Here is a 20,597-nt window from a genome sequence, read left to right on the forward strand (position 1 = left end):
AGCCGCCATGACCTATGTCGTCACCGATGCCTGCATCAAGTGCAAGTACACCGACTGCGTCGAGGTCTGCCCGGTCGATTGCTTCTATGAGGGCGAGAACATGCTGGTGATCAATCCCAGCGAATGCATCGATTGCGGCGTTTGCGAGCCGGAATGCCCGGCCGAAGCAATCCTGCCCGATACCGAAAGCGGCCTGGAATCCTGGCTTGAGCTCAACGCCAAGTTCTCCGCCGAATGGCCCAACATCACCCAGAAGAAGGATCCGCCGGCCGACGCCGACGACCACAAGGGCGAAGAAGGCAAGTACGACAAGTTTTTCTCGGCCGAGCCTGGCCAGGGCGACTGAGCGCACGGCGGGCGCCCGCCCGCAGCTGTCCAGCACTGAAACAAGTGTCCTGAGAACGTTTCGATTCTCGGGACTGGCAATTATGTTACCGTTGTGTTATATAATAGCACGACTGCAGCGGGCTTTTGCCTGCAAGACAGCCAGTTTCAGGAAAGGCGGGATGCACATAGGCGGTTGATGGAAGCATCGGGCCGGGACCAGTCCCATCGCCCCGGCTTCTCCAGCTGTCCCTGATTGCAGGCGCAAATGCGCAATCCCGTGAACAAGAAGGACGGTTGCATGGTGGCCAAGGCCCACGCTTTCGATGTTGGTGACTACGTTGTCTATCCCAAGCACGGGGTTGGCCGGGTGATTGAACTGCAGGAGCAGGAAATCGCCGGGATGACGCTCGAGCTTTATGTGCTGCGCTTCGAAAAGGAACGCATGACCCTGCGGGTCCCGACCAACAAGGTCGAAGCGATCGGCATGCGCAAGTTGTCCAGCGACAAGACCCTGCGCGAAGCGCTCGATACGCTGAAGGGCAAGCCCAAGGTCAAGCGCACCATGTGGTCGCGCCGCGCCCAGGAATACGAAGCCAAGATCAATTCGGGCGACCTGGTTTCGATCGCTGAAGTGACCCGCGACCTGTTCCGCGCCGATGACCAGCCGGAACAGTCCTATTCCGAACGGCAGATCTTCGAAGCCGCCTCTTCGCGCCTGGCGCGCGAACTGGCCGCGATGGAAAAGACCGACGAACCCGCCGCGCTCAAGAAAATCCTCGCGATTCTCAACGAGTACGCGCCCAAGTATTACGCGGAAGCCGCCGCGACCGTCTGATCCGGCAGCTCGGCAATACGAAAAGGGCCGTCCCCAGGGGGCGGCCTTTTTTGTTTGGGCCCTTGAATGCGCCGACTTGCTGTATTATGTCTCCAACACACATTGGGAGAATCGCCATGAGAATCAGGTTCGGCAATTTCGCCAAGGCGCTCGGTCCGGTTATCGCCATTGCCCTGGCGGCCGGCGTCGCGGGCTGCGACGGCAAGGTTTCGATCAACGGGGACGAGGGCAAGCCGCTTGCCGAACTCGACATGTCGGGCAAGGCCCCGGACGAGCTGGTCCTGGCCGGCCCGGACGAGATCCGCGTCACCACCGGTGACAAGCTGGCGATTTCGGTCGAGGGTGATCCCGAGGTCAAGGACCAGATCCGCTTCAGTCTGAAGGATGGCAGCCTGGCGATTCACCGCAAGGACAAGGCCTTCGGTTCGGGTGACAAGGTCGCGATCGTCAATGTCACCATGCCCGCTCCCCGCGAAGTGGTAATGGCCGGATCGGGCAAGATCACCACTGCCCAGCTGGCCAGCAAGGCCGAGGTGACCGTGGCCGGATCGGGCACGATCGAGACCGGCTCGGTTTCGGGCGAATCACTTGATGTGACGATCGCGGGTTCGGGCAATTTCCGCGCAGCCGGGAATGTGAAGACGCTCGACATGACCATCGCCGGCAGCGGCTCGGCGCAGATGGACGCGCTTAAGGTCGACAAGGCGGATATCTCGATCGCCGGATCGGGCAGCACCACCTTTGCTTCAGACGGCGAGGTCGAGGCCAGCATCATGGGCTCGGGCAATGTTACCGTGAAGGGCCGCGCGCGCTGCACGGTCAGCTCGATGGGTTCAGGCAAGTTGGTCTGCGAAACTCCGGTCCAGCAGAAGCAGGATGACAAGCCGGAGCCGCCCAAGGCCTTGGAGCCGCCAGAGCCTCCAAAGCCCTGAAGCGCGCTTCAAACGCGGTGAACCGTTCACGCGGTTAAGGCGGATGCAATCGGCCAGCTCCCACAGAGGCGCAAAGCCCGTGGGAGCAACCGATGCGCCGCCTCTTCCTTTTGTTGCTGATGCCGCTGACCCTCGGCGGCTGCGTCGCGCGAACACTGGTCAATGTCGCGACCGCCCCGGTTCGGGTTGCCAGCAAGGGCATCGATCTCGCCACCACCAGCCAGGCCGAAGCCGACCAGAAACGCGGACGTGAACTGCGCAAGCTGGAAGAGCGCTATGGCAAGCTGGAGCGCAATTGGCGCAAGGCTGATCGCCACTGCAGCGAAGGAAATTCCGACGCATGTCTGGAACGCGACACGATCGCCGCCGAGATGGACCAGATCAGGCCCATGCTACCCGCGCCCGTTCCCGATTGATCAGGCTGCGGCGCGGAGCAAGCGGTCGTTGATCGCCGCGCCGATCCCCTTGCCTGGCACCGGCGCGATGGCAATGCGCGGCGCGCTGGCGGCCTGACCGGCGTGCAGGCATTCGTAAAGCCGCGCCGCAGCCTCCGCCAGATCTCCGCTCGCCGACAGGGTTACCTGGCCAGCAACAGCTCCGAACCCGATCAGGAACTCGTCGCCCTCTGCCCAAAGAGCATTCAGCCGCACCGGTTTTCCCGGCGAATAATGACTGGCAAGCTGGCCCGGGGCTTCGATCCGCCCTTGCGCCGTGGCGTCAAGCGGGGGGCCGATCAGCGCCGCGATTTCGTCTCCGGTAATCGGTCCGGGGCGCAGCACCTGCCAGCCCTCGCCGCGTAGTGCGACAATCGTGCTCTCGATTCCGGCGGTGCAGGCTCCACCATCGAGCACCAGATCGACCCGGTCGCCCAGCGAGGCGGCAACGTGTTCGGCACGGGTCGGGCTGACCCCGCCCGAACGGTTGGCCGAAGGTGCCGCCAGCGCCAAGCCGCTTTCCGCCAGAACTGCGCGCATCACCGGATGGGCCGGGCAGCGCAACGCAATGGTCGATAGACCCGCGGTCACCGCCGGAGCGATTCGCGCCGTGGGCTTGAGCGGCAAGACCATGGTCAGCGGACCGGGCCAGAACCGCGCGGCCAACATGCGCGCGCGATCGTCCAGTTCGGCGATTTCCTCCGCCGCAGCCAGATCGGGCACGTGGACGATTAGCGGATTGAAATCGGGCCGGCCCTTGGCGCGGTATATTGCCGCTACGGTCGCCGCGCTGTCCGCCCTGGCCGCCAGCCCATAGACCGTCTCGGTCGGCACCGCGACCAGCCCGCCGGCGCGCAGCACTTCGGCCGCGGCGGCTATTCCCGCAGCATCGCCTGACCTGATCTGCACCTTGCCCGTCATGCGCTCCCGCTATAGGCGGTTGGCGATAAAGCCAAGGGAAAGCGCGCCATGGATTACACCGCCCCCACCGCCGATCAGGTTCTGGCGATCCGGGTCAATGCCGGAATCGAGGAACTGGCCGGGCACGACCGTTTCGCCGCCGCCAGCGCCGACATGGTCGAAGCGATCGTCGAAGGGATCGGGCAATTCGCCGCTGGAGAATTCGCGCCGCTCAACCGCAAGGGCGATCTCGAAGGGGCCAGGCTCGCCAACGGCACGGTCAGCCTGCCGCAGGGCTTTGCCGAAGCCTATCAGGCCTATGTCGAGCAAGGCTGGAACACCATTTCCGGTCCGGTCGAGCATGGCGGGCAAGGCCTGCCGTTCACCCTCGCCGCCAATGTCCTTGAAAACCTCGGCGCGGCGAACATGGCCTTTTCGCTGTTGCCGATGCTGACCGTTGGGGCGATCGAATCGCTGCACCACCACGGCAGCGATGCGCAGAAGGCGACCTATCTGGCCAAGCTGATCAGCGGCGAATGGTCGGGCACGATGAACCTGACCGAACCCCAGGCCGGCTCCGATGTCGGCGCGCTGCGGACCACCGCGACACCGCGCGGCGATGGGACCTGGCTGATCAAGGGCACCAAGATCTTCATCACCTGGGGCGAGCACGATCTGGCCCGCAACGTGATCCACCTGGTTCTGGCCCGCACCCCGGGCGCGCCTGCGGGCAGCCGGGGGATCAGCCTGTTCGTGGTGCCCAAGTACCACGTGAACGGCGATGGTTCGCTGGGCGGTCGCAACGATCTGCGTTGCGCCGGGCTGGAACACAAGCTGGGGATCATGGCCAGTCCGACCTGCGTGATGAGCTTTGGCGATAACGATCAATGCATCGGCGAACTGGTCGGGCATGAGAACGAGGGCCTCAAGGCCATGTTCACAATGATGAACTCGGCCCGGATCAATGTCGGCAACCAGGGCGTGCAGATTGCCGAACGGGCGCTGCAGGCGGCCCGCTATTATGCCCGTGAGCGAGTCCAGTCGGCCCGCGCCGGATCGCTCGACAAGAACCCGGTGGCAATCATCGAACATCCCGATGTGCGGCGGATGCTGCTGCGGATGCGCGCGCTGACCGAAGGGGCCCGAGCCCTGCTCTATTACACCGCCGGCATGGTCGATCGCGGCGCACTGGGCATCGCAGGCGCACAGCAACGCGCCGATTGCCTGGTGCCGCTGATCAAGGCCTGGGGCACTGACGTCGGCTGCGAAGTGGCCAGCCTGGGGGTGCAGATCCACGGCGGGATGGGCTTTGTCGAGGAAACCGGCGCCGCCCAGCATTACCGCGATGCCCGGATTGCGCCGATCTATGAAGGCACCAACGGGATCCAGGCGGCGGATCTGGTCACCCGCAAGCTGGGCTATGAGCAAGGCGGCGTCCTCGCCGCGCTGTTCGCCGATGTTATCGCCGATAGCGCCGATGCGCCGCAGCTGCGCGCGCTGGCCGAGGATTGCCGCGACGTGGCGACGTGGATGGCGGGCAGTGCCAGCCTGGACGACAAGCTGGCCGGATCTGTGCCGTTCTGCACCATGGCCGCGATGGCAGTCGCCGGATGGCAGCTGCAGCGCCAGGCCCGCGACGGGGCCGGCGGCGCAGCCAAGACCGTGGTTGCTCGCTATTTTGCCGAACATCTCGCCCCCGAAGCGCGCGGGCTCAAAGTCGCAGCCATGGCCGGGGCAGACCTGCTCTATGCCCTCGATGCCGAGGCGCTGGCCGGATGAGCGACCAGGGCGAACCCTTGGCGAGGATCGCCGCCGCGTTGGAGCGGATGGCCCCCGGAGGTCCCGGTCTGACCGACTGGGATGCGGCCCCGGCCTATGTCTGGCACGGCACTGCCCGGCCAGTCACGACGCTGAGTGCCCCGCCGCTGGCGCTGCTGCAGGGTATCGACCCACAGAAGCAGGCCGTGGTCGACAATGTCGCGCGGCTCGCTGCCGGCCATGCTGCGCATGACATGCTGCTGTGGGGATCGCGCGGGATGGGCAAGTCGGCGCTGCTCCGCGCCGCAGTACTGGCCGCACAGCAGCAAGGCGGAAGGGTCGCGCTGATCCAGGTTGCCCCCGAAGCGCTGGCTTCGCTGAGTGAACTGTTCGGCGAACTCGGCCAGCAGGAACGCCGCTTCCTCGTCTTCATCGACGACCTCGGCTTCGAAGAGCATGACAGCGCCGGGCCGCGCGCGCTGCGATCGTGGCTGGAGGGCGGGATCGATGCGCGCCCTGCCAATGTCCGGATCGCCGTGACCAGCAATCGCCGCGCGATCGTGCCCCGGCATCTCTCCGAACAGGACGATCCGATCAACCCGCGCGACGCGGTCGATGATCGGTTGGCGCTGGCCGACCGCTTTGGTCTGTCGATCGGGTTTCACAATTGCAGCCAGGACGATTACCTGGCGATCGTTGGCGGCTATTGCGCTGAATATGGCCTCGACTGGGACCACGGCGCGGCGCTGGAATGGTCCAAACGCCGCGGCGCGCGGTCGGGCCGGGTCGCCTGGCAGTTCGTTACCGAGCTGGCCGGACGCGCCGGAAAGAACCTCTGACCTTACTGCTGCTTGACCTTCTGGTCTGGTTGGAACGCGCCCTTGTATTGCGCCGGATCGCCATCAAGCTGGCGGCGCGGAGGCAGGCTGCCGACCTTGACCGGCTTGATCGCCGGCGAAGGCGCGGCCCCCGGCGAGATCACCCGCCAAATGATCCCGGCGGTATCGTCGGAGACCAGCAGCGCCCCATCCTTGGCAAAGGCGACCCAGGTCGGCCGGCCGCGGGTTTCGCCATTGTCCTTGAGGAACCCGGTCAGCACCGGGACTGGCAGGCCCTGCGGATTGCCGTTGGCATCGAACTTGACGAAAACCACGTCGTAACCGGCCGCCGGCTTGCGGTTCCACGAACCGTGGCGGGCGATGAAGGCCCCGCTCGAGAACGCCGGACCGAGCCGTTCGCCCCCGACATCGAATGCCAGCCCCAGCGCGGCGACGTGGGCGCCCAGCGCATATTCCGGTTTGCGCACGAAATCGTCGATAAACTCTGGCGGCGGTGATTTGACCCGGTCGTCGTCGTACTTTTTCCAGTAGATCCACGGCCAGCCATAGTGCGCCCCGACCGGCACGTTGGTCAGGTAATCGGGTACCAGGTCAGGTCCGAGCTGGTCGCGCTCGTTGACCGTGGTCCACAGTTCCTCGGTCGCAGGATTCCACGCGAGGCCGTTGGGGTTGCGCAGACCGTTGGCGAACTGGCGCGGGCGGGCGTCCTTGGTCAGGTCCTTTTCCCAGATCGCGGCGCGGCCCATTTCCTGATCCATCCCGCGCTCGCCGATGTTCGAGGCCGAGCCGACGGCGACGTAGAGCCGGTTGCCATCGGGGCTGAGCACAAGATTGCGCATCCAGTGATTGCCCGCCGCCGGCAGGTCCATCACCTTGCGCGGATCGCCGGCGATCGCGGTTTCGCCCAGCTTGTAATCGAACACGATCACCGCATCGTGATTGCCCACATAGAGCCGGTCATCGGCCCAGGCGAGGCCGGAGGGCGAAGCCAGGTGCTTGCCCGCCAGCAGGGTGAACTTCTGTTCGGCGACACCATCGCCGTCGCCATCGCGCAGCAGGACCAGCGTATCGGCGGATTCGCCGTGCGATCCCGCGCGCTGCATCAGCTTTTCGGCGATCCAGCCGCCAATTCCGCCACCCATGTTCGAAACCGGCGAGTCCGCCAGCGCGACAACCACATCGCCATTCGGCAGGGTATAAATCACGCGCGGGTGGTCGAGTCCTTCGGCGAAGCGCTTGACCTCAAGTCCCTTGGCCGCGACCGGGGCTTCGCCCGCAGCCCAGCCAACCGGCCGGGCGATTTCGATCGAGGGGATTTTCTCGACTTTGGGTTCGGCAATCACCGGATCCTTGCCGGACAATTCGTCCGTGGTGTGCTCGGCCGGGGTACCGCGCCAGATGTAAAACACGAACCCGCCGATAACGAGCAGGAACACCGCGAGGGCAACGAGAAGCTTGCGTTTGGTCGACATGATAAGCGTGATACTTTGTCACCGCCTAGGCGGCAACCAAAGTCTGGGCTATCGCTGCCGCCATGTATGCTTTCACCCCCGATCCGAACCAGCCCAAGGCCGAGCTTTACCGCGAACTGGCCGAATCCGCCCGCGCGCTGACCGCTGGAGAGCCCGATCCGATCGCCAACATGGCCAATCTCGCTGCATTGATCTGGCAATTCGTGCCCGGGCTCAACTGGGCCGGGTTCTACCGCCTGGTTGAGGGCGAGCTGGTGCTGGGGCCGTTCCAGGGCAAGCCGGCCTGCATCCGGATCGCGCTGGATCAAGGGGTGTGCGGCGCGGCGGCACAAAGCGGAGCGACACAGCTGGTGCCCGATGTCCACGCCTTCCCCGGCCATATCGCCTGCGATGCCGCCAGCGCTTCGGAACTGGTCGTCCCGGTCCGGCGCGGCGGACTCGTAATCGCTGTGATCGATCTCGACAGCCCAGATCTGGGGCGGTTCGACGCCGAGGACGCGGCCGGAATCGAATCGCTGGCTGAAGTCATTGCGGCAGTAATTTAAGCCGTCAGCCCTGCACCGAATCGGGACAGCGCCGAGAGAGCGCCGCTCCAAGCCTTGGTCAAAGGCGGGACCTGATGCTAAATTCCGGGTTAACACCGGAATCGTCCGGCCAATCCAGGGGATTGCCATGTCTGTTCGTCTTGCCATCTTTGGCGTCACCGCGCTGGCTTTTGCCGCGCCGGCCTATGCCCAGTCGCACTTGCCGCCGCCTCCCCCGCCCCCGGGCGTGGTCGATGCCCAAGGCAATGTCTATGACGGGCCGATGCCGGACAACCGACCGGTGTGGCAGGGCTCTCGCCATGCAGCGCCCGGCTATCCCCCGATGCAGCCCGAAGCGACCCGCACCTATCCCCCAGGCTGGGAACAGGCCCGCGCCAACTGGCTGGGCGAGTGCCGCCGCCGCTATGGCAGCGGCAACAAGGTTGGCGGCGCAATCCTGGGCGGCGTGATCGGCGGGGTTGTCGGCAACCGCGTCGGCGGCAAGGGCAATCGCACGCTCGGCACCGTCGCCGGGGCGACCGTCGGCGCCGTGGCCGGCGGGGCGATCGGCGATGCCGCCGACAAGCGCGCCGCGCGCGACTGGTGCGAGGACTACCTCGAACAGAACACCACCTGGAGCCAGGGCATGAGCTATGGCCAGCAGGTGGTCGGTTATGGCTATGCCCCGATGACCGTGATGGTTCCGGTGGCCTACGTCCAGGGCCAGACCCAGCCGCGTGAGTGCAAGGAGACGATCGTCTATGAAGACTATGTCACCACCACGACCCCGGCGCGCTACCGCACCGTGACCACTTACAAGCGGGTGCCGGACAAGCGGGTCCGGATCGTGCCGGACAAGCGGATCCCCGCCAACTGAACCAAAATGAAGGGGGCCAATCGGCCCCCTTCTTCTATTCCGGCACCGGAAGGCTCACTCAGAGCTTGCGCCCGATCAGTTCCTTCATGATCTCGTTGGTGCCGCCGAAGATCCGGGTCACCCGCGCCCCGCGCCACATCCGTGCGATCGGGTACTCGTTCATGTAACCGGCCCCGCCGAACAGCTGCAGGCACTTGTCCATCACTTCCCATTGCAGGTCGGTGTGCCACAGCTTGGCTGCGGCGCCCTCCTCGGGGGTAAGCTCCTTCTTGAGGTGCCGGGCCAGCGCCCAGTCGAGGTGCGCCCAGCCAACCTGCAGCTTGGCCTTGATATCGGCCAGCACGAAACGGCTGTTCTGGAAATCAAGGATCGGCTTGCCGAAAGCCTTACGATCGCGGGTGTATTCCACCGTCATGTCGAAGGCGCGCTGCGCGCTGGCCATCGCCGAAACCGCGATCGACAGGCGCTCCTGAGGCAGCTCGCTCATCAGGTAGATGAAGCCCATGCCTTCCTCACCCAGACAATTGGTGATCGGCACGCGGACGTCTTCGAAGAACAGCTCCGAGGTGTCGGCCTCGTCCTGCCCGATCTTGTCGAGGTTGCGGCCGCGTTTGAAGCCTTCGCGGTTCGCTTCGACCAGCACGATCGAGACGCCCTTGTAGGCCGGCTGCACTTCGGTATCGGTCTTGCAGCAAACCAGGATCAGGTCGGCGTTCTGGCCATTGGTGATATAGGTCTTCGATCCGTTGATCACATAATGGTTGCCGTCCTTCTTCGCCGTGGTCCGCATCCCCTGAAGGTCGGAGCCAGTCCCCGGCTCGGTCATCGCGATCGCCGTGATCACCTCGCCCGAAACCAGCTTGGGCAGCCACTGGCGCTTCTGCTCTTCGGAACCGTAGTTGACGATATAGCTGACGACGATGTCCGACTGGAGCGAAAACCCGGTGGTGACCCCGCCGTAATAGGATGTCTCCTCGTCGACGATCGCGTTGTAGCCGAAATCGAGCCCGAGCCCGCCGTACTCCTCGGGCACGGTCGGGCACAGCAGGCCGAGCTCGCCCGCCTTGGGCCAGATCGACTTCGGAACGATTCCCGCCTCGGCCCATTCGGCCTGATGCGGGGCGATCTCTTCCTGCATGAAGCGCCGGACCGTCTGGCGGAAGGCTTCGTGATCTTCGGTGTAGGCCGTGCGGGCCAGCGAATCGAGCGACATGGCGGTTCCTCTCAAAGGCTTTGCTTGCCGAGAGGCGTAATGCGCCGTGGGCACGGCGGTCAACCGGAATTTAATCGCGCGGTTAATCGACCTTGGCGAGCTCGGGCGGGGGCGGCAACAGCGCAATCCGCAAGTGTCCCAGCCGCAGCGACGGCTGGGCGCGGTCGATCCGCAGCAGCCCGCCGAGTTCGGGCCGGGCGCCAAGTGCCTTGGCGCTGACCTCGGTCAGGCGCAGGCGGTAGGAACCATAGGGCACCGAATCGAAGAACACATAGCCGTCGAAATCGCTTTGACCCCGCAGCACCACGGCGCCGCTGGCATCGACCAGCTCAATCCCGATCCCGCCGCGCGGCTCGCCATCGGCGCCGAGCAGCGAACCTTCGATTTCCCCGGTCGGGGCAAGCGGGAGCGAGACCTTGGCGGTCACTCCCGGCCGCGGCACCACCACCATGCCCCGGCCCTTGGGCTGAAGCAGCGGGTCGGGCAGGCTGCCGCCGTCGATCGAGACCAGCACCGGAACATAGGGCACCAGCCCGTCGATCACCGCCCGGCCCGAGGCATTGGTGGCCTGGTCGCTGTGGCGGAAGCCGGCCTCGACCGCGACGCCCTCGACCGCCGGTTCGTTGGCCTGGCGATAGCCGTCGCCGTTGTCGTCGCGGTAGACCTCGATCGCGGCCTGCCCGGTTTCGGCCAGGCGTTCGCGCGAAAGGCGCCAGCCGCCGTCGACCGGATCGGGCCCGACGCTGAAGGCCAGGGTCAGTCCGAAGCCGACATTGCCGCGGTTGTCGACGCGCCCTTCTCCGCGCAGCGCAAACTTGCGGAACTGGTGAACGTAACCCAGCGAATACTCTTGCCGATCGCCAACGCCGTCATAATCGAAGCCGGCGCGGACCGACGATGCCTTGCCGACCGGCGCATCGACCACGATCTGGGTACGCTGGAAGCCGGGATGGTTGCCGTCGAGACCGAAGGCCACCTGGCCGCGCAGCCGAAGTCGCCCGATCCCGGTGTTTCCGATCAAAGTCAGCCGGTTACCACGGTCTTCCCCGACCAGAACCGGGGCCGGCCCGGCGATCTGGCGGTTGAGCAGTTCGAGCGTCAGGGTGGCACGACCGATGTGGGCCGAACCGCGCGTTAACACTTCGGTAACTTTCAGCCCGCGCCGCGACAGCGTCTGGCGCATCCCGGCCTCGACCGGAAGCCGCCACGACCCCAGCTTGACCGAACCCGACAGCCGAAGCCCGAATTCGCGGCGCTGTTCGATCGAAACCAGATCCGAATCGAATTCGCCATCGACCCACAGCACATGCGCGTCAAAGTTGATGCCTTTGATCCGGCCCAGCGCCTCACCGCGCAGCGCCCGGCCCGCGCCAAACTGCTGCGCCCCCGAAAGCTCGACGAGCATCGGGCCAACCGAGCGGCGCACGGTCGCTTCGAGGTAATGCTTGCGGCGTCCGGCGCGGGTGAGGCTGTGATAGCCGAGACCCGCGGTCGTTCGGCTATTCAGCCCGCGCTCGACCCCGACCCCCCAGCGCCAGCCGGACTGGGCCAGATAACTGGGCGCGCCCAGATCGACCAGATCCTTGCCCTCTTCGAGCATGCCCGCCCAGTACCAGGTCTTGCCCGCGGGCAGGTTCTGGAGCCCAACGTTCTGGCTGCTTCGTTCGTGGCGGACCTGACCTTGGGGGCCGTAAAGCACGACATCGAACTCGTTCTCACCGAACTGCAGCTCGACATCGGGGAATTCATAGCGCCCGTCACCGCGATCGGCCTGATAGGCCCGCAGCACACCGTTGCGGTAAAGCTCGGCATCCCAGCCAGCCGGCAGCGTGCCGCGCAGCGTGGTGGTGCCGAAACGCGAGGGCAGGTTGATCGGGCGATTCGAGATGAAGGCGCCGCGGCCATAGGCGCTTTGCCCGGAAAGCGATCCCGGCGGCGTTTCGACGTCACCGAAGGCGACCTGCGTCGCGCCGAGCGGACCAAGCAATTCGCCGGCGGGATCGTTGCGGTAAACCTTGAGCCGGAACGAATCCGGCAACAGCGAATCCCGCCCGGCCAGCCGCGCCGAATAGCTCATCCCCAACGCTTCACCGCTGGCCAGACCTTCATACTGGGTGCTGAACCCGCTCTTGCTGGACCATTGGCCCTGGATCTGAACGTCGACAGCCGGAGCGCGCCAGGCTTGATACGGCGCATCGGCCTGCGGCAGCTTGGCAAGGTCGAACTGGCCGCTATCGGGCTTGCGAAGTCGCGCCGCGCGACTTTTGCGCTCCATCGCTTCGAGGAACGGCAGCTTGCGGTCGCTTTCGATCACCACTGCCAGATTGGCCAGGTCAGGCCGCAGTTTCACGCCCATCCATTGCGACAGCGCCGAGAGGCTCATGCACCAGCCCTCGGGCGTATCCTGAATCGCGCCGGAGCCGATTGCACGACTTCCGTTCATGGTTTGTACCGTATTGGAGTCGCGATCGATGACGAGCCGCTGATCCTCGGCAAAGATCCAGCCAGTCGCGCGGCGCGACTTCTTGTCGAGTCGCACCGGCAGGTCGAGCGCCTGGATCAGATCCGCGAAATCGACGCAGACGCCGCTGGGGGTCTGATAACCGCGCAGCGGTTCGCCCAGCCGGAACTGGCCGCTACGCAGTTCGAGCAGGAGCGAATCGTCCTCGCTGGCGGTCCAGCCTTGGGCAGCCGCCGGCGCCGCCCAAACGGCAAGCGCCGCCGCAACGAGTGCGGCGGCCTTGCGCGTGCGGGTGAGCCAGCGTTTCATGACGTCAAGCCGGGGGAGTTTCGCTGCAGAATCGCATAGTTACGAGACTGTAAGGTTCGCTTCGGTGATCAGCGCGCCGCCGTTTTCCGGCAGTTCGCGGTATTCGAGCTTGATCGGTCCCTTGACCCGGGCGGCCTGCTCGGCATTCAGCGGTACGTGGACCTTGCGGCGATTGACTTCGGGATAGACCGCGATGCCGCGCAGGCTGAACAGCACCTCGCCGCGCGGGCTTTTGCCGATCAGTTCGCCATAGACCGAACGCTGCCCGGTCCGGCCCATGTCGACTTCGAGGAAGGCCTGGTTCTCGAACCGGACTTGCCGGGCGCTGGTGATCGAGGCCTGGGCCTCGAGCCGGCCCTTGCGGACGAAAACCGGGATGGTGATGCCGTAGATCGGCGTAAGCTTGATCGTCACGCCGCTGGCCGGCGCGGCCTCGGGCGGAGCCGCCGCATCGGGCGCGCCCGGGGTCGGGATCGCGCGAAAACTCATGTGCACGCGATATTCGCCGTCGGGCAGCCCTTCGGGTGGGCGGACGGAGATCCGAACTGCCTGGGGCTGTCCCGGCAGCAGGGTTACCCGGCGAGGCGCAAAGCGGACCATATCGAGCGCGGCGCGTTCGGTGCTGTTGGCGTCCGCCTCGGCCACTTCGTCGAAATCGCCGCTTTCCTCCATCCGGCGCAGCTCAAGCGAGATCCGGTAAGTTGCGGGCTTTTCGCCGATATTGCTCAGCACCACCTCGGCGTTGCCGCCGCTGTTGATCATCACCCGGGTCGGAGCGACCAGCAGATCGCCCTGGGCGGAGGCAGGAACGGACAGCGCCGCTGCGCAGGCCATGGCAAGGCTGCGGACCAGACGGCGGAGCGGAGGAATTCGGATCATCGGGTTCCCTCAAGGATCGCGGGCGAACAAGCCTGAAACGGCCGTCCGGGAATTCCCCTAGCTTTAGGAAATCAGAGTTAATTTTTGGCTAACCATGGCAGGGTCGGGCAATGGAAAGGGGCCGCTTCCGCCACGCGGAAACGGCCCCCTGTGCGATCCCGTTTACCCCTTTGGCGGGGATTTGGGTAACTTACTGGTATTCAACCGAAACCTGGAAGGTGCCGGCATAGGCGCCCGGGACCTGGCCGCCCGCAACGCCGAGCGTACCGCCCACGTTGAAGCTGCCCTGACCCGAACCGTTTAGCTGGAAAGCACCGTTCGGATTGGTGTTGAAGCCGCTCAGCGACATCGTTTCGGTGCCGCCCGAACGGGTCAGGTTAACCGGAGCGGTCGGGAGCGAGACGACGACCATCGCGTTCGGCGAACCGACCACGTCGAAGGCTGCCGGGCTGCGGGTGCCGGTCGAGATCAGCGAACCCGACGAAGAAACGGTCGAATCGGCGTTGACGGTCACGCTGCCGCCGGTGTTCGCAGCGATCTGGCCGAACTGCAGGTCGGCAGTGGCGGTGACAGTCAGCGAGCTGAGGACTTCCGCGGTGGCAGTGCCGGTCGCGGTGGTAGCGGCCTGAGCCGAGGTAGCAAACGAAGCGGCGGCGACGGCGCCGACCACAGCGAGGCGAAGCGAATTGCGCATAGTAATTTGGTCCCTTCAAAACTTGATGCCGGCAGCGCGTTGCATCGCTACCCGAATGGCCGGCAAACCCCCCATTCGCATCGCCTTAAGTAGGACCACTAAGTTCAATGTTTACTTGCAGGTGTGGTTAACAGCCCAGCCCGGTTTGTTAACGGATTCTCCTGGAAACTGCCTATATTCCGCCGCCGGTTAACCGCTGGCAGATCAGATCGAGCTGATCGAGAGTACGGTAACGGATCGTCACCGCGCCCGAGCGCGGATCGGCATCGGTGTTGATCCGTACCGACAGGCCGAGGAACTCTTCGAGGTGCCCCTGCACCGCAACGATATCGGCAGCATCCGCGCCGTCGCGTTCGCTGCGGGCCCGGCGCGGTGCCGTGCTCCCGGTGGCGGCCTTGCGAGTGAGCCGCTCGACCTCGCGGACCGAAAGATGGCGGGCCACGGCCTGGTCGGCCAGGGCCTGGGCGTTCTCGCTGCCGATCAACGCACGCGCGTGACCCATCGAGAGCTTGCCCTCCTCCACCAGCTCGATCACGCCTTCAGGCAGGCTTAAGAGCCGCTGCAGATTGGCGACATGGCTGCGGCTCTTGTCGACCAGCTTGGCGATCTCGGCCTGGGTCAGCCCCTCGTCTTCAGCCAAGCGGTGGTAAGCGCGGGCTTCTTCGATCGGATTGAGGTCTTCGCGCTGGAGATTCTCGATCAGCGCCAGCGCGGTAATTTCACGGTCACTAAGTTCGCGAATAATCGCTGGAATTTCATGAAGTTGAGCGCGCTGAGCCGCCCGCCAGCGGCGTTCGCCGGCAACCAGCCGCCATTGTCCGCGGCCATGCGGGGTGACGATCACCGGCTGAATCACCCCGCGTGCTGCAATCGACGCGGCCAGCTCGGCCAGCGCTTCTTCGGCGAAGTGCCGGCGCGGCTGACCGGGATGGGGCACGATGTCGGCCACGGCCAGCATGGCGAGGCCATTGGCCGGATCGAAGGAGGTGCCCTCCGCAGAACGCGGCGCGGCTGGGGTGACCAGCGGCTCTTCACGGCGGGTTTCCCCCAGCAGCGCGCCAAGCCCGCGACCAAGTGCCGGACGCTTGACTGCAGGCGTTTTGATTACGGATTCGTCGCTCATGCGGCCTTCCTCTTCTCGGGCAGGCGGGAAATCAGCTCGCGCGCCAAGGCCATGTAGGCGCGGCTGCCGGTGCAGTTGTGATCGTAGATCAGCGCCGGAAGGCCATGGCTCGGCGCTTCGGACAGGCGGACATTGCGCGGAATCACCGCCTCGAACACCAGGTTGCCAAGGCAGGAGCGGACATCGTCAGAAACCTGGTCGGTCAGGCGGTTGCGGCGATCGAACATGGTCAGGGCAATGCCGACAATGCCGAGATCGGGATTGAAGCGCTGCTGGACCCGCTCGACCGTCTGGAGCAGTTGCGACAGCCCTTCGAGGGCAAAGAACTCACATTGCAGCGGGACCAGCAGTGTATCCGCGGCGCACAGCGCGTTGAGCGTCAGCAGGCCTAGCGACGGCGGACAATCGATGAAGGCGATATCGTAACCGGTGTGACCCGAGAGCGCGGTGCGCAGCCGCTCGGTGCGGTTGTCGACCGAAACGAGCTCCACTTCCGCACCGGACAGGTCGACCGTCGCCGGAACGATGTCGAGGCCGGGGATCTTGGTTGGGGTGGCGCAGGCGCTGAGCGGCATCTGATCAACCAGCAGGTCATAAGACGAATGCTCGCGTTGATCCGTGCCGATCCCGATCCCGGTCGAGGCGTTGCCTTGCGGATCGAGATCCACTAGCAGCACCTTCCAGCCGATCGCGGCCATGGCCGTGGCGATATTGATCGCAGTGGTGGTCTTGCCCACTCCGCCCTTCTGGTTGGCGATCGCCACGCGAATCACGGTTTCTTGCCCTTTCTGCCTTCCAAGGTGCCGACAATAACCCCGGAATCCGCGTCGGTCAGCGATTGTTCCACGTGGAACAGGTGATTCCAGCCCTTGAGCTCCAACAGTTCCTGCCGGGCCGAGCGCCCCTTGGGCAACAGCCAGACCGTATCGCTTGTGGAGAATCTTGCGGATAGATCGAGCAGTTTCGGCAAGGGAGCGAAGGCCCGTGCCGAAATGGCGCGGAATTGGCGGGTCTCGAGTGCTTCAACCCGCATGCTCGCGACTTTGGCATTCGTCAGCCCGAGCGAATCGCAAACCCGCTGCAACCAGTTGATTCGCCGCGCCCGCGATTCAACCATCACCACTTCGCACTCGGGCCGCAGAATTGCGATCACCAGACCGGGAAATCCCGCCCCGCTCCCCAGATCGAGCCAGGGCGACCCTGTTTCACGTGGAACATGGGCGAGGAGCTGCGCCGAATCGGCATAGTGCCGCACCCACAGCGCTTGCAAGCTCGATTCGGACACCAGGTTCTGGACCTCGTTCTCGGCCGCCAGCAGCGCGGTCAGGCCGTCCAGCCGCGACTGAACCGCGTCGCTCCATTCGGGAAGGCTCCGGAACCAGTCCCGCGCAGCTGCTTCATCGGCCAGGATCATGCCGCCCTCCGCCGGGCGTGGACCAGCAGCGCCGCCAGAGCAGCCGGAGTGATCCCCGGCACGCGCCCCGCCGCCGCCAGGGTGGCAGGCCGCGCCCGGCTGAGCCGCTCAACCATCTCGCGCGACAGGCCCGGGATCGCTTCATAGGGAAAATCATCGCCCAGCGGCAGCGCTTCGCCAGCGCGCAGCTCGCGCAGCTCAGCGTCCTGACGAGAGAGATAGGGTGCATAGGCGGCATCTTCGGTCACTTCCTCGGCCAGGTCGGCATCGGTCAGCACCTGCGGATCGATCCACGAAGCCAGCGCGTCGAGCTCGACCCCGCCAAAGCGCAGCCACTCGCGCAGGCTCAGCCGCCCGACATCGGCGCGCACCGGCAGCCGCGCCCGGGCCATGTCGTTGCCGGTCACCACCTGGTCGAGCTCGGCATCGAGCCGCGCCCGGTCAGCTTCGCGCCGGGCAAACCATTCGGCCCGCGCCGGTCCCACCGCGCCCAGCGTCAGGCCCAGCGGTGTCAGCCGGCTCCCGGCATTGTTGGCCCGAAGGCGCAGCCGGTACTCGGCCCGCGCGGTCAGCATCCGATAGGGCTCGCTCACTCCGTGCAGGGTCAGGTCGTCGATCATCACCGCCATGTATGAATTGGCCCGGTCAATCGCCGGCCCGTCGCGCCCCAGCACGGCGGCAGCGGCATGCATCCCGGCGACCAGGCCCTGCGCGGCGGCTTCTTCATAGCCGGTCGTCCCGTTGATCTGCCCGGCGCAATAGAGCCCCGGCATGGCGCGCAGCTCCAGACTAGGCCGCAGCGCGCGCGGATCGATATGATCGTACTCCACCGCATAACCCGGCACGGCCATCTCGACCCGCTCCAGCCCCTCCATCGTCCGCAGCATGGCCAGCTGGACATCGGCAGGCAGCGAGGTCGAGATTCCGTTGGGATAGACCAGCGGGGTATCGAGCCCCTCGGGCTCCAGGAACACCTGATGCCCGTCGCGATCGGCGAAGCGGTGGATCTTGTCCTCGATCGAGGGGCAATAGCGCGGGCCATTGGCGCCGATCGCGCCGGAAAACAGCGGTGAGCGGTGCAGGTTGGCGCGGATCACGTCGTGACTGCGCGGATTGGTGCGGGTGATCGCGCAGAACAGCTGCGGCAGCACCCGGCCGACACCGCCATAGTGCAACGGCAGCGCCGACATGGTCCAGGGCTCCGCGTCGCTCGGCTGCTCGTCGAGCCGCGCCCAGTCGATCGTCCGCCCATCGAGCCGCGGCGGGGTCCCGGTCTTGAGTCGGGCCATCGGCAGGTCGGCCTCGCGCAGCTGCGCCGCGAGCCGCTGGGCCGAGGCTTCACCGATCCGACCGCCGACGATCCGCTCTTCCCCGCGGAACAGGATTCCCCCCAGGAAGGTCCCGGTGCACAGCACCACGGCGGGCGCAGCCAAGGCAGTGCCATCGGCCAGCTCGATCCCCACGACCCTTCCAGCCTCGATCCGCAGCGCCGCCGCCTCACCCGCGATCTGGGTCAGATCACCCTGCAAGGGCAACAGCCGCTGTACCTCGGCCTTGAAACGCTTGCGATCGGCCTGGACCCGCGGCCCCTGCACCGCCGATCCCTTCGAGCGGTTGAGCATGCGGTAATGGATCGCCCCGGCATCGGCCGCGCGGGCCAGGATTCCGTCGAAGGCATCGACCTCGCGGACCAGATGGCCCTTCCCCAGCCCGCCGATCGCCGGATTGCAGCTCATCGCCCCGATCGCGCCCAAATCGAAACTAACCAACGCAGCATGCGCCCCCATCCGCGCCGCCGCCGCCGCGGCTTCCACCCCGGCATGGCCTCCGCCGACAACGATGACATCGAACTGCTGCATGATCGCTGCGCCCTTAGCGCAGTGCGGCGGAAAGTGGGAACGGGTTTTCGGTGGGTGGTGGCTTGGTGATCACCAAGCGCTCTGTTTCACGTGAAACACTCACTTCCCGATGCAGAACCGTCCGAACAGCGCATCGAGCATATCCTCGGTCGCGGTCTGGCCGAGCAGGGTGTCGAACGACACCCGGGCCAGGCGCAGCGCTTCGGCGATCAGCAGGGGGTCCTTGTGCTCGGCGGCCTGGGCGAGTGCGGTGCGGGCCTCGCTGAGCAGGTCGTGCTGGCGTTCGTTGAGCGCGGCCTCGCCGGGGCGCGGCAGGGCCTGGCTGGCGGTCTCGATCAGATCGACCCGCAGTGCGCCGATCCCCTGACCGGTCCGGGCCGAGATCCGGTGGCGCGGGGCCTCCTTGACGAGGTGGTCGGGCTTGTCGGTCTGCGCCTCGATCTCCCAGGCGCCGGGCGGGCCCATCTCTTCGGGGCCGAGCCATAGCACCAGGTCAGCCCGGTCGAGCGCTTCGAGCGCGCGTTCGATCCCGATCGCCTCGACCACATCGTCGACCGAATCGTGCAACCCGGCGGTATCGGCGAACAGGAACGGCACCCCGGCGATCGCCACCGGGCGGGTCAGGACATCGCGGGTGGTTCCGGCGATCGGGGTTGCAATGGCCGCTTCCGCTTCTACCAAGCAATTGAAAAGCGTACTCTTTCCGGCATTCGGCGGGCCTGCGACGACGACCCGGAAGCCTTCCTTGAGCAATTCCGCACGGGGCCGCTCTAGCCAGGTCCGGATCGCCTTGCCGAGCACTTCGATCTTGAGCGCGAAATCGGCCGGCAGGGTGGCGACATCGTCTTCGTCAGCAAAATCGAGCACGGCCTCGACCGCGGCGGACAGATTAAGCAGTTCCTCGCGCCAGGCCTGAACCTCGCGGCTGAAGGCACCGCCGGCCATGGCCATGGCGGAGAGCCGCTGGAGCTCGGTCTCGGCCTCGAGCAGGTCGGCCAGCCCCTCGGCTTCGGCCAGGTCGATCTTGCCGTTGAGGAAGGCGCGGCGGGTGAACTCGCCTGGCTTGGCCCGGCGTAGTCCAGGTATCGCCGCCAGCGCGGTTTCAACCGCGGCGATCACTGCCCGGCCCCCGTGGCATTGCAGCTCGACCGTGTCCTCGCCAGTCTCGGTCCCTGGGCCGGGCAGCCACAGCACCAGCGCCTCGTCGATCACCGCCCCCTGCCGGTCACGCAGCCAGGCCAGCGCGGCGCGGCGCGGCGCGGGCACGCGCCCGGCCAGGTCAAGCAGGGCGTCGCGTGCACGCGGCCCAGTGACCCGCACCACCCCGATCGCCGCCGGAGGGGCGCCGCTGGACAAGGCAAAGATCGTATCGGTCATGGCAGGGGCCTAGCACGTCCTCCCCGCCAAGGGAGGATCAATCGTCCTTTTTCTTCGCCGCCCCCGCCGCAAAGGCATTGCCGCTTTCCATGAACTGCTGGAACAGCTTCAGCCCCATCTGGCCCATCGGCGCGATGTTCTTGGCGAAATCCTGGACCTGCTCGACCGAGCCCGCGCCCTTCATCGCCTTCGATATGACATCGACGTAGACCGAATTGGCCTTGGACACATCGGGCAGGCCAAGGAAGGCGCGCGCCTCTTCGGGGGTGCAATCGATCTCGACATGGACTTTCATGGCATTCTCCTCATCGCACCCAGTCGTTTCCCTGCGCCAAGCTGGCATAGGGCCTTCACAAAGTCCACGGCTGGC

General features: G+C 65.8%; 20 protein-coding genes. 8 read left to right on the plus strand and 12 right to left on the minus strand.

The features are described 5' to 3' along the window. Positions 1–7 precede the first annotated feature (7 nt). The 4 genes from fdxA (at position 8) to B2V17_RS01255 (ending at position 2,510) form a co-directional block, all read left to right on the plus strand. Positions 8–346, plus strand: a complete 339-nt coding sequence (gene fdxA, locus B2V17_RS01240; RefSeq protein WP_292994345.1) for a ferredoxin FdxA — start codon at positions 8–10, stop codon at positions 344–346. A 279-nt stretch (positions 347–625) separates the two neighbouring features. Then, complete coding sequence (locus B2V17_RS01245; protein WP_292994756.1) at positions 626–1,162, plus strand: CarD family transcriptional regulator; 537 nt, start codon at positions 626–628, stop codon at positions 1,160–1,162. A gap of 116 nt (positions 1,163–1,278) precedes the next feature. After that, positions 1,279–2,094, plus strand: coding sequence for a head GIN domain-containing protein (locus B2V17_RS01250; RefSeq protein ID WP_292994347.1), 816 nt, complete (start codon positions 1,279–1,281; stop codon positions 2,092–2,094). Positions 2,095–2,186: 92 nt separating this feature from the next. After that, positions 2,187–2,510: a hypothetical protein gene (locus B2V17_RS01255; RefSeq protein ID WP_292994349.1), complete on the plus strand. Its 324-nt coding sequence runs from the start codon at positions 2,187–2,189 to the stop codon at positions 2,508–2,510. On the opposite strand, the gene B2V17_RS01260 is transcribed toward B2V17_RS01255, so the two are convergent. Next, positions 2,511–3,449: an L-threonylcarbamoyladenylate synthase gene (locus B2V17_RS01260; protein ID WP_292994351.1), complete on the minus strand. Its 939-nt coding sequence runs from the start codon at positions 3,447–3,449 to the stop codon at positions 2,511–2,513. A 48-nt stretch (positions 3,450–3,497) separates the two neighbouring features. Between B2V17_RS01260 and B2V17_RS01265 the strand changes: the two genes are divergently transcribed. Then, positions 3,498–5,207 carry an acyl-CoA dehydrogenase gene (locus B2V17_RS01265; RefSeq protein WP_292994353.1) on the plus strand — a complete coding sequence of 570 codons (1,710 nt, stop codon included), beginning with the start codon at positions 3,498–3,500 and terminating at the stop codon, positions 5,205–5,207. After that, the gene (locus tag B2V17_RS01270) at positions 5,204–6,025 is read left to right on the plus strand and encodes an ATP-binding protein (protein WP_292994355.1); all 822 of its coding nucleotides are present in this window, start codon (positions 5,204–5,206) and stop codon (positions 6,023–6,025) included. The genes B2V17_RS01265 and B2V17_RS01270 overlap by 4 nt, the downstream gene beginning before the upstream one ends. A gap of 2 nt (positions 6,026–6,027) precedes the next feature. Here B2V17_RS01270 and B2V17_RS01275 read toward each other — a convergent pair whose 3' ends face one another. Further along, entirely contained in the window at positions 6,028–7,497 is a 1,470-nt protein-coding gene (locus B2V17_RS01275) for a PQQ-dependent sugar dehydrogenase (RefSeq protein ID WP_292994357.1), read from the minus strand. A gap of 62 nt (positions 7,498–7,559) precedes the next feature. Here B2V17_RS01275 and B2V17_RS01280 point away from each other — a divergent pair, with 62 nt between their 5' ends. Further along, the gene (locus B2V17_RS01280; RefSeq protein ID WP_292994359.1) at positions 7,560–8,042 is read left to right on the plus strand and encodes a GAF domain-containing protein; all 483 of its coding nucleotides are present in this window, start codon (positions 7,560–7,562) and stop codon (positions 8,040–8,042) included. A gap of 127 nt (positions 8,043–8,169) precedes the next feature. Beyond that, positions 8,170–8,898 (plus strand): glycine zipper 2TM domain-containing protein, encoded by a 729-nt coding sequence (locus B2V17_RS01285; protein WP_292994361.1) that lies wholly within the window; start codon positions 8,170–8,172, stop codon positions 8,896–8,898. Positions 8,899–8,956: 58 nt separating this feature from the next. Here B2V17_RS01285 and B2V17_RS01290 read toward each other — a convergent pair whose 3' ends face one another. From B2V17_RS01290 to B2V17_RS01335, 10 genes are all read right to left on the minus strand, one after another. Continuing rightward, positions 8,957–10,111 (minus strand): acyl-CoA dehydrogenase family protein, encoded by a 1,155-nt coding sequence (locus B2V17_RS01290; RefSeq protein ID WP_292994363.1) that lies wholly within the window; start codon positions 10,109–10,111, stop codon positions 8,957–8,959. An 82-nt stretch (positions 10,112–10,193) separates the two neighbouring features. Further along, complete coding sequence (locus tag B2V17_RS01295; RefSeq protein ID WP_292994365.1) at positions 10,194–12,881, minus strand: MSCRAMM family protein; 2,688 nt, start codon at positions 12,879–12,881, stop codon at positions 10,194–10,196. A 39-nt stretch (positions 12,882–12,920) separates the two neighbouring features. Beyond that, positions 12,921–13,760, minus strand: coding sequence for a molecular chaperone (locus tag B2V17_RS01300; RefSeq protein ID WP_292994367.1), 840 nt, complete (start codon positions 13,758–13,760; stop codon positions 12,921–12,923). Between the two features lie 190 nt (positions 13,761–13,950). Then, entirely contained in the window at positions 13,951–14,454 is a 504-nt protein-coding gene (locus B2V17_RS01305) for a DUF4402 domain-containing protein (RefSeq protein WP_292994369.1), read from the minus strand. 172 nt (positions 14,455–14,626) lie between these two features. Continuing rightward, a complete protein-coding gene (locus B2V17_RS01310; RefSeq protein WP_292994371.1) occupies positions 14,627–15,577 on the minus strand; it encodes a ParB/RepB/Spo0J family partition protein in 951 nt (316 codons plus the stop codon). Further along, positions 15,574–16,350, minus strand: a complete 777-nt coding sequence (locus tag B2V17_RS01315; protein WP_292994373.1) for a ParA family protein — start codon at positions 16,348–16,350, stop codon at positions 15,574–15,576. The genes B2V17_RS01310 and B2V17_RS01315 overlap by 4 nt, the downstream gene beginning before the upstream one ends. Continuing rightward, positions 16,347–16,988: a 16S rRNA (guanine(527)-N(7))-methyltransferase RsmG gene (gene rsmG / locus B2V17_RS01320; protein ID WP_414690748.1), complete on the minus strand. Its 642-nt coding sequence runs from the start codon at positions 16,986–16,988 to the stop codon at positions 16,347–16,349. Before rsmG ends, B2V17_RS01315 begins: the two co-directional genes overlap by 4 nt. Continuing rightward, positions 16,988–18,850: a tRNA uridine-5-carboxymethylaminomethyl(34) synthesis enzyme MnmG gene (gene mnmG, locus B2V17_RS01325; RefSeq protein WP_292994377.1), complete on the minus strand. Its 1,863-nt coding sequence runs from the start codon at positions 18,848–18,850 to the stop codon at positions 16,988–16,990. The genes rsmG and mnmG overlap by 1 nt, the downstream gene beginning before the upstream one ends. 99 nt (positions 18,851–18,949) lie before the next feature. Beyond that, positions 18,950–20,227, minus strand: a complete 1,278-nt coding sequence (gene mnmE, locus B2V17_RS01330) for a tRNA uridine-5-carboxymethylaminomethyl(34) synthesis GTPase MnmE (RefSeq protein ID WP_292994379.1) — start codon at positions 20,225–20,227, stop codon at positions 18,950–18,952. A gap of 37 nt (positions 20,228–20,264) precedes the next feature. After that, entirely contained in the window at positions 20,265–20,522 is a 258-nt protein-coding gene (locus tag B2V17_RS01335) for a DUF6489 family protein (RefSeq protein ID WP_292994381.1), read from the minus strand. Positions 20,523–20,597: the final 75 nt, after the last annotated feature.

The organism is Novosphingobium sp. UBA6272, assembly GCF_002440635.1.
Classification (GTDB): Bacteria; Pseudomonadota; Alphaproteobacteria; order Sphingomonadales; family Sphingomonadaceae; genus Novosphingobium.